This window comes from Herbaspirillum chlorophenolicum, assembly GCF_001189955.1.
In the GTDB taxonomy this organism is placed as follows: domain Bacteria; phylum Pseudomonadota; class Gammaproteobacteria; order Burkholderiales; family Burkholderiaceae_D; genus Herbaspirillum; species Herbaspirillum chlorophenolicum.
The window spans coordinates 39,394-52,667 of record NZ_LFLT01000019.1 but is presented as its reverse complement, the minus strand read 5'-3'; the positions used below and the strand labels follow the sequence as shown (position 1 = coordinate 52,667).

At 64.7% G+C, this 13,274-nt stretch carries 10 protein-coding genes; 6 read left to right on the top strand and 4 right to left on the bottom strand.

The features are described from left to right. Positions 1–13: 13 nt before the first annotated feature. The 4 genes from lipA to AKL28_RS13215 all read left to right on the top strand — a co-directional run bounded on the left by lipA (position 14) and on the right by AKL28_RS13215 (position 6,151). Positions 14–997, top strand: a complete 984-nt coding sequence (gene lipA / locus AKL28_RS13230; RefSeq protein WP_050468616.1) for a lipoyl synthase — start codon at positions 14–16, stop codon at positions 995–997. A 186-nt stretch (positions 998–1,183) separates the two neighbouring features. Then, positions 1,184–1,867: a GTP cyclohydrolase II gene (gene ribA / locus AKL28_RS13225; protein ID WP_050468615.1), complete on the top strand. Its 684-nt coding sequence runs from the start codon at positions 1,184–1,186 to the stop codon at positions 1,865–1,867. Positions 1,868–1,990: 123 nt separating this feature from the next. Next, on the top strand, positions 1,991–3,151 hold the full coding sequence (locus tag AKL28_RS13220) for a CobW family GTP-binding protein (protein ID WP_050468660.1): 1,161 nt from the start codon (positions 1,991–1,993) through the stop codon (positions 3,149–3,151). A 165-nt stretch (positions 3,152–3,316) separates the two neighbouring features. Then, a complete protein-coding gene (locus AKL28_RS13215) occupies positions 3,317–6,151 on the top strand; it encodes a bifunctional diguanylate cyclase/phosphodiesterase (RefSeq protein WP_050468613.1) in 2,835 nt (944 codons plus the stop codon). Positions 6,152–6,232: 81 nt separating this feature from the next. Here AKL28_RS13215 and AKL28_RS13210 read toward each other — a convergent pair whose 3' ends face one another. Together AKL28_RS13210 and AKL28_RS13205 are read right to left on the bottom strand one after the other, a co-directional pair. Then, positions 6,233–7,168, bottom strand: coding sequence for an AEC family transporter (locus AKL28_RS13210; RefSeq protein ID WP_050468659.1), 936 nt, complete (start codon positions 7,166–7,168; stop codon positions 6,233–6,235). 92 nt (positions 7,169–7,260) lie between these two features. After that, positions 7,261–7,965 (bottom strand): GntR family transcriptional regulator, encoded by a 705-nt coding sequence (locus AKL28_RS13205; protein ID WP_050468612.1) that lies wholly within the window; start codon positions 7,963–7,965, stop codon positions 7,261–7,263. Positions 7,966–8,189: 224 nt separating this feature from the next. Here AKL28_RS13205 and mnmC1 point away from each other — a divergent pair, with 224 nt between their 5' ends. Further along, positions 8,190–10,151, top strand: coding sequence for an FAD-dependent 5-carboxymethylaminomethyl-2-thiouridine(34) oxidoreductase MnmC1 (mnmC1, locus tag AKL28_RS13200; protein ID WP_050468611.1), 1,962 nt, complete (start codon positions 8,190–8,192; stop codon positions 10,149–10,151). A gap of 78 nt (positions 10,152–10,229) precedes the next feature. Here the strand turns inward: mnmC1 and AKL28_RS13195 are convergent, their stop codons facing one another. After that, positions 10,230–10,571 carry a YXWGXW repeat-containing protein gene (locus AKL28_RS13195; protein ID WP_050468610.1) on the bottom strand — a complete coding sequence of 114 codons (342 nt, stop codon included), beginning with the start codon at positions 10,569–10,571 and terminating at the stop codon, positions 10,230–10,232. A 409-nt stretch (positions 10,572–10,980) separates the two neighbouring features. On the opposite strand from AKL28_RS13195, the gene AKL28_RS13190 reads away from it, so the two are divergent. Further along, on the top strand, positions 10,981–12,195 hold the full coding sequence (locus tag AKL28_RS13190) for a low temperature requirement protein A (RefSeq protein WP_050468609.1): 1,215 nt from the start codon (positions 10,981–10,983) through the stop codon (positions 12,193–12,195). Between the two features lie 65 nt (positions 12,196–12,260). On the opposite strand, the gene AKL28_RS13185 is transcribed toward AKL28_RS13190, so the two are convergent. Next, complete coding sequence (locus tag AKL28_RS13185; protein ID WP_050468607.1) at positions 12,261–13,259, bottom strand: bifunctional helix-turn-helix transcriptional regulator/GNAT family N-acetyltransferase; 999 nt, start codon at positions 13,257–13,259, stop codon at positions 12,261–12,263. Between the last annotated feature and the right edge of the window lie 15 nt (positions 13,260–13,274).

The window sequence follows — 13,274 nt, the reverse complement described above, 5'->3', positions numbered from 1 at the left end:
AAACACCGACATCATGACTACCGACATCACTCCAGCAGCAGATTCCTCCAGCAACGCGGCGCGCGCCAATCCGCTCGACAAGCAGAAGGGCGCCGGCAAGACCGCCTGGATCCCGATCAAGATCGTGGCCGCCGAGAAACTGAAGAAGCCGGACTGGATCCGCGTCAAGGCCGGTTCGCCGACCACGCGCTTCTACGAGATCAAGGACATCCTGCGAGCCAACAACCTGGTGACCGTGTGCGAGGAAGCCTCCTGCCCCAACATCGGCGAATGCTTCGGCAAGGGCACCGCCACCTTCATGATCATGGGCGACAAGTGCACCCGCCGCTGCCCGTTCTGCGACGTCGGCCACGGCCGTCCCGACCCGCTGGACCCCAATGAGCCGGAAAACCTGGCCAAGACCATCGCCCAGTTGAAGCTTTCGTACGTGGTGATCACCAGCGTCGACCGCGACGACCTGCGCGACGGCGGCGCCGCCCACTTCGCCGAATGCATCCGCCGCGTGCGCGAACTGTCGCCCGAGACCCGCATCGAGATCCTGACCCCGGACTTCCGCGGCCGCATGGACCGCGCGCTGGAAATCCTCAAGATGGCCCCGCCGGACGTCATGAACCACAACCTGGAAACCGCGCCGCGCCTGTACAAGGAAGCACGCCCCGGTTCCGACTACGAATACTCGCTGAACCTGTTGAAGCGCTTCAAGGACCTGCACCCGGAAACGCCGACCAAGTCCGGCATCATGGTCGGCCTCGGCGAAACCGACGAGGAAGTGCTGCAGGTCATGCGCGACATGCGCGCACACAACGTCGACATGCTGACCATCGGCCAGTACCTGATGCCCAGTGGCGACCACTTGCCGGTGCGCCGCTACGTGCACCCCGACACCTTCAAGATGTATGAGGAAGAAGCCTACAAGATGGGCTTCGTGCACGCCGCTGTCGGCGCCATGGTGCGTTCCAGCTACCATGCGGACCAGCAGGCGCATGGATTGGTGTAATCCAGTTTTTGCCTGAATCGCCCGTTCAGCCCCGCCCATGGCGGGGCTGAGTCGTTTTTGGCAGGTCTTGCCGGTGCCGGGCCGGCTTGCAAAGCGAATGATCGCCATCATCTGCAGGTCCTGAAATAAACCCCGCCGCAAGGTAAGATACGCGGTTCACCGCATCCGTATTGAAAGCAGGTTGTCATGTCGTCACCGATTGAGCCCGGCGCCGTGCCGGAAGAAAAACTCGAATTCGTCAGTTCGTGCAAGTTGCCCATGCCGTGGGCGACATTTGAACTGCATGCCTTTTACGATGAGATTTCCGGCAAGGAACACCTGGCGCTGACCTTGGGCGATGTCGGTAACGGCGAGCCGGTCTTGGGCCGCGTGCATTCCGAATGCCTGACCGGTGACGGCCTGTTCTCGCAGCGCTGCGATTGCGGCGCCCAGTTGGAAGCAGCATTGAAGAAGATCGCCAAGGAAGGCCGTGGCGTACTGTTCTACCTGCGCCAGGAAGGCCGCGGCATCGGCCTGTTGAACAAGATCCGCGCTTACCACCTGCAAGATCAGGGGGCCGACACGGTCGAAGCCAACGAGCGCCTGGGTTTTCCGGCCGACATGCGCCGCTACACCATCGTGCTGCCGATGCTGGCGCACCTGAAGATCACCAGCCTGCGGTTGATGACCAACAACCCGCGCAAGGTGAAGGCGCTGGAAGACAACGGCATCCCGGTGGCCGAGCGCATCCCGCTGATCGCCAACCATAACCCGTTCAATATCGGCTACCTCGGCACCAAGGCGCGCAAGCTGGGCCACTTGTTGCCGGGCATGGGAAAAGGCGCGGAACCGGCCGCCAAGGTGCCGCTGGACGCGCACGACAACGAGTAAGATCCCTGCAAGACGGACCCCGCGCGGTCCGTTTTTTCATGGCGCACGGCCCTCTTGACGCATCGGTTAGGATGGAGGTTTACGCGCCGATTGCGCGCCATATTTCCGCCCGAACATTCCATCATGAACCCATCCGTACCTGCCGGCGATGCGCCGATTCCCGTTTCTCTCCTGACCGGTTTCCTCGGCAGCGGCAAGACCACGCTGCTCAATTACCTGATCGCCCAGCCCGAGATGAAGGACACCCTGGTCATCATCAACGAGTTCGGCGAGATCGGCCTGGATCACCTGCTGGTGGCGCACAGCCAGGAAGACACCGTGGTCGAGATGAGCAGCGGGTGCCTGTGCTGCACCATCCGCGGCGACCTGAAGAAGACGCTCAAGGACATCACATGGCGCTTTGCCGAAGGGGGCCAGCGCAAGTTCAATCGCGTGGTGATCGAGACGACCGGGCTGGCTTCGCCGGTGCCGATCCTGCACACGCTGATGACTGATTCCTTCATCGCCTCGCGCTACCGGCTGGACGGCGTGATCGTCACGGTCGACGCCGTCAATGGCATGTCCACGCTGGACAACCACGTCGAAGCGGTGCAGCAGGCCGCGGTCGCCGACCGTTTGCTGCTGACCAAGAGCGACCTGGCCGATGCCGCCCAGCTGGAGCAATTGAGCGCCCGCCTGCGCGTGCTCAACCCGAGTGCGCGGCAGCTGCTGCCGCAACAGGGAAAGATTTCACCGTCCGAATTGCTGGACGCGGGTTTGTTCAGGCCGGGCGAGAAGATGCCCGACGTGGCGCGCTGGCTCAACGAGGAGGCTTTTGCGGAGAAGAAGGCGCACGACCATCATCACCATGATCATGGGCACGGTCATGACCATCACGATCACGGCCACCATGACCACCACGACCATGCGCACGACGTGAACCGCCACGACGATCACATCCGTGCCTTCTGCTTCACTTTCGATGAGCCGATCGATCCTGTGTTGTTCGACGAATGGCTGAGCTTGCTGGTCGGTTTCAAGGGCCCCAACATCTTGCGCATCAAAGGCATCCTCAACCTCAAGGGAGAAGACAAGCCGACCGTGATCCACGGCGTGCAGCACATCTTCCATCCGACCGTGACGCTGCCAGAATGGCCATCCGGGGATCGCCGTAGCCGTATCGTCTTCATCACCCGCGACATTGAGCGCGCGACCATCGAGCGCTCTTTCGATGCCTTCATGCAAGCGCAGGCGATCGAGCAGGAAGAACGTAAAAAACAGCCATCTTCGCCATACAGCTACTGACCCGGGACGCCGGTTCAGGGGGCCGGCCAGGTGTTTTCCGGGGCCAACATGCGCTTGGCGGCCGTTTATTCTGTTTTCGGTCGTCAATAAAAATAAATCTGGTGTTTCTGATAATTTGATGAAGACCAGATTATTATCGATGTCGTTCAAGATAACGATTCAGGTATGCGGCGTGTGATCAACAAGCTGGGGGCAACGTTGTCGGCATCGCTTACGCTGATGTTGGGGCTGTGCGCAACCACGTTGGTGTTCATCGCCACCAGCCGCCTGGAAGACGACGCCGTCAACCTGGATTTCGAGCGCCGCGCAGCCTTGCGTACTTTTACCGTCCAGCGCGGCCTGGAAGAGGCCGTGCAAGTGTTGTCGGTGATCAACCATTTCTACGCCACCGTCGGCGACCCCACCCGCCAGCAATTCCGCAACTTCACCAAGCCGCTGCTGGAACGCTACCCCTATGTGCGCGCCTTCAGCGTCCAGCGCTTCGTCGCCGACGACGACCGGCCGGTATTCGAAGCCTTGCGCCAGGGCGCCGTTCCCGATTTTGAGATCACGGCGCTCATCGACGGCAAGGTCGAGCGGGCGCCCCAGCTCCCGTTCTATCTGGTGGTCGACTACGTCGAGCCGCTCGACGGCAACCGGGCCGCGCTAGGATTGGACCTGACCGGCAACCCGGTCATCATGCAAGCGCTGGAAATGGCATTGGCCAGCGGCCGTCCGGCCTCGACGCTACCCATCCGCCTGGCCCAGTCCTCATCCGACCAGCGCGGCTTGCTGGTGCTGCAGCCGGTCTACCGCGGCGGCGTCCAGCCGGACAATCCTGCTGCGCGCCGCGCCGCCATGACGGGCGATACGGCCGTCGTGCTGCAGGCTACCGAATTGGTCCAGAAGATCCTGGATGGCGCCGGCCTGCTGGACGACGACCAGATCAGCCTGCGCATCTTCGTCGGCCCGAAAGCCGATGAGTCCAGCCTGGTGTACCGCCATGACAGTGCGATGGAGCAAAGCCACGGCCAGTTGACGGCATTGGGCAATCTGTTCAGCGAGCCGTCCAGCACCATGACCAGCTTCGATATCGCCGGCCAGACCTGGCATATGGGCATCAGCATTGCCCCGCACTCCGTATTTGCCGACCACTACGGCTCGCTCCTGATCCTGCTGGCCGGGGTCATTTCGTCCCTGCTGGGCGCAGCCTACCTGCGCGCCTTGTCGATGCGTTCGTACCGCGTGCAGCGCCTGGTCGAGGAGAAGACCGCCGAGCTGCGCCACACCAATGCGCTGCTGTCCGACGACATCAAGGCGCGCCGCCTGGCCGAGCGCGCCCTGCAACTGCGCCACCAGGCCATCGAAGCCAGTGCCAACGCCACCATCATTCTCTCCGCACAGGCGCCGGACTACCCCATCGAATACGTCAACCCGGCGTTCGGCCGGATCACCGGCTACAGTCCGGACGAAGTCGTGGGCCAGAGCATCCGATTCCTGGAAGGGCGCGACAGCGATCCCGGCGGCTTTGAAACCGTGTGGATCGCCATGCGCGAGAAGCGCGAGCACAACGTGGTGCTGCGCAATTACCATAAGGACGGCTCGGAGCTGTGGAATGACTTCTACATCGCGCCGGTGAAGGATGACAACGGCGCCGTGACCCATTTCGTGGCGGCGCTCTACGACATCACTTCCATGAAGCGCTACGAGGCCGAACTGGAATTCCAGGCCAGCCGCGACACGCTCACCGGCCTGATCAACCGCCACATGCTGCGCCACCATCTGGACCAGGCCATCGGCAACGCCGAACGGCAGAAGCAGGCGCTGTGGCTGGTGTTCGTCGACCTCGACCGCTTCAAGTTCGTCAACGACACGCTGGGCCACAAGGCCGGCGACACCCTGCTGCGCACCGTGGCCGGACGCCTGCGCGCGGCGGTGCGCGAGGCCGACACGGTGGCGCGCCTGGGCGGCGATGAATTCATCATGATCCTGCCCGAGCAGGATGAGCTCACGCTCGACACCCGCAGCCTGCAACGCATCATGGATGCGGTGGCCGCGCCCATCACGCTGGGCGGCCACACGCTGTTCATGACCTGCAGCATCGGCGTGGCCTGCTACCCGGCCGACGGCACCGACGGCGAGACCCTGATCAAGCACGCCGACATCGCCATGTACCGCGGCAAGCAGACCGGGCGCAACAACTTCCAGTTCTACACGCCGGCCATGAACGAGCAGGCGCTGGAACGCCTGCGCATCGAAGGCGACCTGCGCAGCGCGCTGGACAATAACGAATTCCTGCTGCATTACCAGCCCAAGGTCGACCTCGCCAGCGGGCGCATCGTCGGCAGCGAAGCGCTGATCCGCTGGCAGCATCCGCAACTGGGCATGGTCTCGCCGGCGCGTTTCATCGGCCTGGCCGAAGAGACCGGGCTGATCCTGCCGATCGGCGCCTGGGTACTGCGCACGGCTTGCGTCCAGTGCCGCCGGTGGCAGCTCGACGGGCACGAGGACATCAGCGTCTCGGTCAACCTGTCGGTGGGACAGTTCCTGCAAAAGGACCTGGTGACCTCGATCGCCGACGTGCTGGAAGACACCGGCCTGCCGCCGGCCTCGCTGGAACTGGAACTGACGGAAAGCCTGATGATGACCGATGTCGAACATGCCATCGGCATCCTGACCGGCCTCAAGGAGCTGGGCGTGCGCCTGTCGATCGACGACTTCGGCACCGGCTATTCCTCGCTGGCCTACCTCAAGCGCTTCCCCATCGACGTACTCAAGATCGACCGCTCCTTCGTGCGCGACATCACCATCGACGCCGACGACGCTGCCATCACCGCATCCATCATCTCGCTGGCGCGCCACCTGAAGCTGCGCGTGATCGCCGAAGGCGTGGAAACCGACGAGCAGCTGGATTACCTGCGCCACTACGGCTGCGATGAGATCCAGGGCTACCTGTTCAGCCCGCCGGTGCCGGCCGAGAAGTTCGAGCAGCTCCTGAGGCAGGAGCGGGCGGTGGTCTGAGCGGTGCGCGGAATGGGCAGACGCAAGGAAAAAAGGCCGGTGGGCGATGCCCCACCGGCCTTTTGCTTTGGATGGCCCGGTTCAATGATGGCTGATCCAGGCCAGGATCAATGCGATGGTCGGCAACGACAAGGTGGTGGAAATCAGGATCGCGCGCGACATCCCGGCCACCTCGCGCTGGTATAGCTCGGCCAGCATGAAGGGACCGGTGCCGATCGGCATGGCCGCCAGCAGTACCGCGCTGTCGGCCCACAGGCGCGGCAGCGGAAACACCCAATACGCCAGCACCGCGGTCACCGCCGGCTGCAGCAGCAGCTTGAAGGCCACCAGCAGCGACACCGAAGAGCCTTCGCCATGCCGCACCGGCTGCGCCAGGAACAAGCCCAGCGACACCAGCGCGCAAGGGCTGGCCGCGTCGCCCAGGATCTTGAATAGCTGCTGCACGCCGCCGGGAATGGACAGGCCCGACAGCGCCACCGCGATCCCGGCGACCGGCGCGATCATGATCGGGTTGCGCACCAGCGAGCGGCCCACCTTGGAAACCGTCTTGCCCAGGCTGGCTCCGGCGTGCAGGCTGGTTTCCAGCAGCACGATGGCGACCGCAAACAGCAGGCAGGCGGTCATCACCATGGCGATCACCGAAGGCGGCAGGCCGTCGTGGCCGAAGGCCAGGTAACACAAGGGGATGCCGATGAAGCCGACATTGGCGTAGGACGTGCCCAGGCTGTCGATGATGACATCGGCCGCGGCGGCTTTCTGGCGCACGCGTATCCAGGCGGTCAGCAAGAACACGATGGCGATGCCGGCGGCGAATACGCCGATGAAGCGCACATTGGCGAAGTCGGCCGGCGTGAGCCGCGACATCGAGTCGAACAGCAGCGCCGGCAGGCCCAGGTAGATCACGAAGCGGTTCAGTTCGCTGGCCGCACCGGCCGAGAGGATATGGCGCTTGCGGCAGATCCAGCCGAGGAAGACCAGCGAAAAGATCGGGAAGACGATGTTGAAGATGGCGAGCATGGCGGCGCGCAGCCATGCTGCGCGGGAGATGATGGTGTGTATGGGGTAAGCGGCGCCGGCCGGGCCAGAACGGCCCGACGGCAAAGGCGGGATCAGGCTTGCTTCCTCTTCGATGCGTATTCTTCGCTGGTCAGTACCCGCGCCAGATGTTCGGCCGCGCTTTCGGCATGCTGGCGCGCCAGCTTGTCGGCCACCGCCGCGCGGCCATCGATGATGGCTTGCAGGATGGCTTCATGCTCGTCCCACACGGAGATGTGGGAGCGCACGTCCGACGAGAGGATGGCGCCCATGGCGCGGCGGATGTGGTGCCAGTGGATGGCGGTGGTTTCACCCACCATCGGATTGCCGCAGCTGCGATAGATGAACTGGTGGAAGTTCATGTCGGCCACGATGCGCGCCGACAGGTCGCCCATGTCCGAGACATTGCGCCCGGCGGCGATCAGGGCGCGGCCTTCGCGTTCGCCGGCGCTGCGTTCATCGCCGTCCTGTTTCCAGCGTTCGGCGGCCTCGCGCGCGGCCAGGCCGTCCAGCACGGAACGCACTTGATAGAGCTGCATCAGCTTCTTCGGATCGAGCGGCGTCACCATCACGCCTTTGCGTCCGGCATCCTCGATGAAGCCCTGGCGCTTGAGCAGCTGGAAAGCCTGCAGGATGGGTTGGCGCGATACGCCCAACTGTTCGGCCAGGCCTTCCTGCGTGATTTTTTCGTTGGGTGCCAGCGTGCCGGAGCAGATCGCATCCAGGATGGCATCGTAGACTTGCTCGATCAGTTGCGCCGGGGCGTCGATTTTGTACATGGAACTGCCGCTAAAAAAGATAAAAAAAACCAAATTGGAAATCAGGCCGGAGAGACCGAAAACACATCCTGAAACGGCCCCCCGAAGTGCTGTTTCGTGTTCTGTATGCAGATTATTGCTGCGCCGCAGCTTTGTCAAGCCGCATCATCCGGCGCCGGGCGAGGGCGTAGAATGGCGGCCTTCCTCCAACTTGCCTAAGAACCCGTTCTAAAACCGGAACACCGATGCCCGCCCGTCCTGTCATCCCAGCCTCTGCCAACCTGCTTGCCGCCTGGCGCGCCGACCCGCATAGCGGCGACGCCGGCCAGATGGCGCAACTGCTGGCAACGCCGCAAGCCGGGCTGGACGCCTGCCTGAAAGAGCAGCATACCCCTGCCATTCTGGATCTGCATTTCGGCGCCGGGCTGGCCTTCCTCACCAGCTGGCGGCGTTTCGAGCAGATGCGCGAGCAGGGCGGGGCGCAGCGCTTGCATTATGTGGCGATCCAGCCGCATCCCTGCACCGTGGAGCAGTTGCTGACGCTGCATGCCAACTGGCAAGGGCTGGCGCCTTATGCCGCGCAATTGCGTGCGGCGTGGCCGCTGCTATTGTCGGGCACGCACCGGCTGCTGCTGGATGAGGGCCGTGTGACGCTGACTTTGGTGTTCGGCCCGCTCGACGAAGAATTGGCGCGCCTGGAAGCGCCGTGCGACCTGTTCTACCTGCACGGGCGGCAGCAGGATTTCGACGTTGCCGCATCGGATTGGAACCCGCATGCCTGCAAGCGCCTCGCACGTCTGGCCTGGACCGGCGCGCGCGCGCTGGTGTTCGACGGCGCCGCCACGGCTGGCGCGATGCGCCAGGTCGGCTTCAGCGGCGAAGCACTACCGGGTGCGCTTGCCTTGTACTATGCGCCGGCATGGACACGGCCGCCTTCGCATGTGGCCGCGGCCGATACCCCGCTGCGGCGCCAGAGCTCACATGCGCGCCACGCACTGGTGATCGGCGCCGGATTGGCCGGCTGCGCCATCGGTGAGCGGCTGGCCGCGCGCGGTTGGCGCATCGATCTGGTGGAGGCCGGCGACGGACCCGCTACCCAGGCTTCCGGCAACCACGGCGGACTATTCATGCCGGCGCTGGCGCGCGACGATAGCCCGCTGGCCCGGCTCACACGCGCCGCTTTCCTGTTCGCTGCGCGTCATTGGGAACGGCTGGGCGGTGTCGGCACGGCGGCGGATGCGGCCATTGCCGGCGAGCGTTGCGGCATTCTTCAGTTCGGCCGCGACGCCAGGCAAGCGCAGTCCTTCGAACAGGGGGCGCGCGACTGGAACTACCCGCCCGACTATGCGCGCTGGATGGATGCCGAGCAGGCGCGTGCCTTGTTGGGTATGCCGGTCATGGGCGGCGGCTATTTCTTCCCGCAGGCCGGCTGGCTGAATCCGCCGTCGGTATGCCGCCGCCTGTTGGCCGTAGCGCAGCAGGGTGGGGCGCTTGCCACGCATTTTGGCCGGCAGGTAGCAGCCTTGCGCCGCGACGGCGAGCATTGGCAGGCGCTGGACCAGGCGGGACAAATCATCGCGCAAGCACCGGTGGTGATCCTCGCCGCCGGCGCCCAGGCACGCGTGCTTGCGCAGAGCGCATCGCTGCCGCTGAACACGGTGCGCGGCCAGGTCACGCATCTGCCGGCACAAGGATTCCCCGAGGTGCCGGTGGCCTTATGCGGCGACGGCTATCTGACCCGTCCCTATGCCGGCCAGGTGTGCATGGGCGCCAGCTACGACCGCGACGATGGCGCCGGCCTGCGCATCAGCAGCCATGCCGAAAACCTGCGGCGCCTGCGCAATATGCTGCCCGGGATCGGCGAGCGCTATGCCATGCCGGATGCGGAAACGGCCGAACTGCAAGGCCGCGTCGGCTTTCGCTGCATCGCCCCCGACCGCCTGCCGCTGGTGGGCGCCTTGCCCGACATGGATGCCGCCGCCGCACTCGCGCCCACGCGGCTGGACGCCGTGCCGCGCCACACCGGACTCTATGGATTGCTGGGCTACGCTTCGCGCGGGCTGATCTGGGCGCCGGTCATGGCGGAACTCCTGGCGGCGATACTGGAGCGCGAGCCCCTGCCGCTGCCGCGCGACTTGCTGGCCGCGCTCGATCCCGCCCGCTTCGTAGGGAAAGCCGACGTCGAGACGGCGGCGGCCGACGATTGATTCCGTCTCCTCAAATGCCAACCGCCGCTGCGGCCTGAACCGGAGCGGCGGTTGCGTGCGCCTGATGACGGGGGATGCTCAGCGCATCCAACGGCCCGGCACGAAGTACCAGCCGCCATGCCGGCCTTGCTGCCAGTGCGCAGGTTCATAGCGGGCATAGCCGCGGCGCGCATGTTCCCAGTGGCCGCCCATCCAGACATGGCGGTGGCCGTTCCAGGCCCAGTAGCCGGGCGCCCAGGCATAGCCAGGGCGCGGCCGCGGTGCGGCTTCATAGCGTGGCGGGGGCGGCGGCGTGCCGATGCGTACATTGACCGAACCGGCCACTTGGGCCTGGGCTGCAGGGGCGGTAGCGACGACCGCGCCGATGGCCGTCAGCGTGGTCAGCAAAGCGAAGGCGAGGCGTGTTGTTGTGGTTTTCATGATGGGCTCCTGCTTATCTGGTGTGCATGGATGGCACATGGATCAATGGTCTCGGTCCGGGGGCGCGATGCCGGGTGGCATTTGCCGTGTGCGGCATCGCGCATGGCCGTGAGTTCAATGTAGAGGGACGCCGCGTTTGACGCTGTAAATTTGTGTTTCCATTTGTGTCGCTTTTTCCCGCCATCGCGAGGCGCTGATGCGTTGCCAATTTGCCGCATCCCAAGAGGAAATTTCGACAAAGCCGGGCTGCCGATATTGTTGGCGAGGGGGCGCGCGTGCGAGGATTGTCGTCAGGATGTAAAGAACAAGAAAACCTCAGGCGCATTTCACGCAGACGTGGGATGCGTTCTTGTAACAAGCTCCGGCGTACTGTTACTTGGCGCCGGCTGCCGACCTCCGGAATTGCGCCATGAACCAACAGATCCGCCATCACAAATCCCATCAGCCATCCCTGCTGCGCGTGCGCGACGGCCACGAGGCCCGGGTCTCCTTCGTCGAACTGTTCTTCGACCTGATCTACGTCTTCGCCGTCACCCAGCTTTCGCACAGCCTGCTGGAAAAGCTCACGCTCGAAGGTGCCATCCAGACCCTGGTGTTGTGGTTCGCGGTTTGGCTGGCGTGGCAATACACCGCCTGGGTGACCAACTGGTTCGACCCGGAAGCCCTGCCGATCCGCACCTTGCTGTTCGCCATCATGCTGGTCGGCCTGCTGATGGCGGCGGCGCTGCCGGAAGCATTCGGCGAGCGCGCTCTGGTGTTCGCCATCGCTTACGCCGCGATCCAGGTCGGCCGCACCTTGTATGTGCTGGCCAGCCTCGGCCGCGACCACGAACTGGCCGCCAACTTCCGGCGCATGCTCGGCTGGCTGTCGATCTCGGCGGTGCTGTGGATCGCCGGCGGCTTGCTGCCGCAATACCGGCTGGGTTTGTGGATTGCTGCCGTGGCCTGCGAGTACATCTCGCCCATGATCGGCTTCTACCTGCCCGGCATGGGCCGTTCGCGCACCGACGACTGGACCATCGAGGGCGGTCACCTGGCCGAACGCTGCCAGCTGTTCGTCATCGTCGCCTTGGGCGAAACCCTGCTGATGACCGGCGCGACATTGGCCCACGCCCACGAATGGGAAACCCCGGTGCTGGTCGCCTTCATCGTCACCTTCCTGGGGGCGGTGGCGATGTGGTGGATGTATTTCGACACCAGCAGCAAGGACGGCAGCGAAGCCATCGTGCGCTCCGACGATCCCGGGCGCATCGGCGCCTATTTCCATTACGTGCACGTAGCCATCGTGGCCGGCGTGATCTTGTCGGCGGTGGGCAACGAACTGGTGATCGCCCATCCCGACCAGCGCATCGACGTGCTGCACGCCGTGTTGCTGATCCTGGGGCCGGGCATCTATGTATTGGGCAACGGCATCTACAAGCAGGTGGTGTACCGCCGCTTCCCGCTATCGCACATCGCCGGCCTGGTGATGCTGGCCGTGCTGGCGCCACTGGCTTTCTTCACCGACCTGCTGATGGTGAGCGGCCTGACGACCGCCGTGCTGGTGGTTGTTGCAGGCTGGGAGGGCTGTGCGCGGCGGGCGGTGCGGCTGGGTTATCTGGATGAGCACGTCACCGACTTCTGACGCGGTTGGATGTTGCGGAAAAAAGCCCGGCAATTTGCCGGGCTTTGCTATTGCGGCTTGCCGATTCAATTGCGCGCCTTGATGCCGCCCTTGCGCACCGGCCGGACAAAGCGCTGCTCCACCACGCGGCTGCCCCATTGTTCCCCGGGCGATTCTTCGGCCAGCGTGAATCCCGCCGCTTCATACAGATGGCGCGCCGCATGCAGTCCCTGGAAGGTCCACAGGTAAGTTTCAAAGGCGTGCGCATCGGCAAAGGCCAGCGCCCGTTCCAGCAGCGCGCTGCCGATGCCGCTGCCGCGCAGGCTGTCGTCGACGATGAACCAGCGCAGGTGCGCCACGCCAGAGGCCGGATCGCCGTCGATCGCGATCGAGGCCAGCGTGCGGCCGTTTTCCACATGCAGCCAGAGGTCCTTGCCCGGCGCCGGCAGCGCCTGTGCGAAAGCGCCCAGCTCGCTGCCGACCTTGTGTTCGAAGAACACGCCGAAGCCGGCCGCCTGTGCGTAATAGCGCGCATGCAGGCTGGCGATGTCGCCGATGCAGCCGGGGACATAAGCTTGGCGGATGGCATCGCCGCCGGCTGCCGCCGAACGGGACGGGGCCAGGTTGGGATTGTCCTGCGCCAGCGCTTGCGAATACAGCGCCAGCGCGCGCACCAGCCCTTGCTGGTCTTCCGGCGCCAGGCGGGTGAGGGCGGCCGAGACCTGGTCGGTGGCGAACTTGTCGATCTTCTTGCGCAGGGCCTGGCCCTGTTCGGTCAGGAACAGGCCGTAGGCGCGGCCGTCGCCATCCACCGCTTCGCGCCGCAACAGGCCCAGCGCTTCCAGCCGGGCTGCCTGGCGGCTGGTGTTGGACTTGTCCAGCGACAAGATCTCGCCCAGGTCGCGTGCCTGGATGCCGGGCGCCAATCCGATCTCGATGATGGCGTGCACGGCCGACGGCGCCAGCTCGCTGCCGGCCAGGGTGTTGCGCATGAAACCCAGTTCGCGCACCAGCTTGCGCGAGAGCTCGCGCAGCTGGCGGATGGTTTGTTCGCGCGGGGGGATATTCAGTCCGACAAAGTCCATGGTGGATGCTTTAGT

Coding starts and splice junctions, on each gene's coding strand:
- lipA (WP_050468616.1), top strand. CDS start 14: ATGACTACCGACATCACTCCAGCAGCAGATTCCTCCAGCAACGCGGCG.
- ribA (WP_050468615.1), top strand. CDS start 1,184: ATGTCGTCACCGATTGAGCCCGGCGCCGTGCCGGAAGAAAAACTCGAA.
- AKL28_RS13220 (WP_050468660.1), top strand. CDS start 1,991: ATGAACCCATCCGTACCTGCCGGCGATGCGCCGATTCCCGTTTCTCTC.
- AKL28_RS13215 (WP_050468613.1), top strand. CDS start 3,317: ATGCGGCGTGTGATCAACAAGCTGGGGGCAACGTTGTCGGCATCGCTT.
- AKL28_RS13210 (WP_050468659.1), bottom strand. CDS start 7,168: ATGCTCGCCATCTTCAACATCGTCTTCCCGATCTTTTCGCTGGTCTTC.
- AKL28_RS13205 (WP_050468612.1), bottom strand. CDS start 7,965: ATGTACAAAATCGACGCCCCGGCGCAACTGATCGAGCAAGTCTACGAT.
- mnmC1 (WP_050468611.1), top strand. CDS start 8,190: ATGCCCGCCCGTCCTGTCATCCCAGCCTCTGCCAACCTGCTTGCCGCC.
- AKL28_RS13195 (WP_050468610.1), bottom strand. CDS start 10,571: ATGAAAACCACAACAACACGCCTCGCCTTCGCTTTGCTGACCACGCTG.
- AKL28_RS13190 (WP_050468609.1), top strand. CDS start 10,981: ATGAACCAACAGATCCGCCATCACAAATCCCATCAGCCATCCCTGCTG.
- AKL28_RS13185 (WP_050468607.1), bottom strand. CDS start 13,259: ATGGACTTTGTCGGACTGAATATCCCCCCGCGCGAACAAACCATCCGC.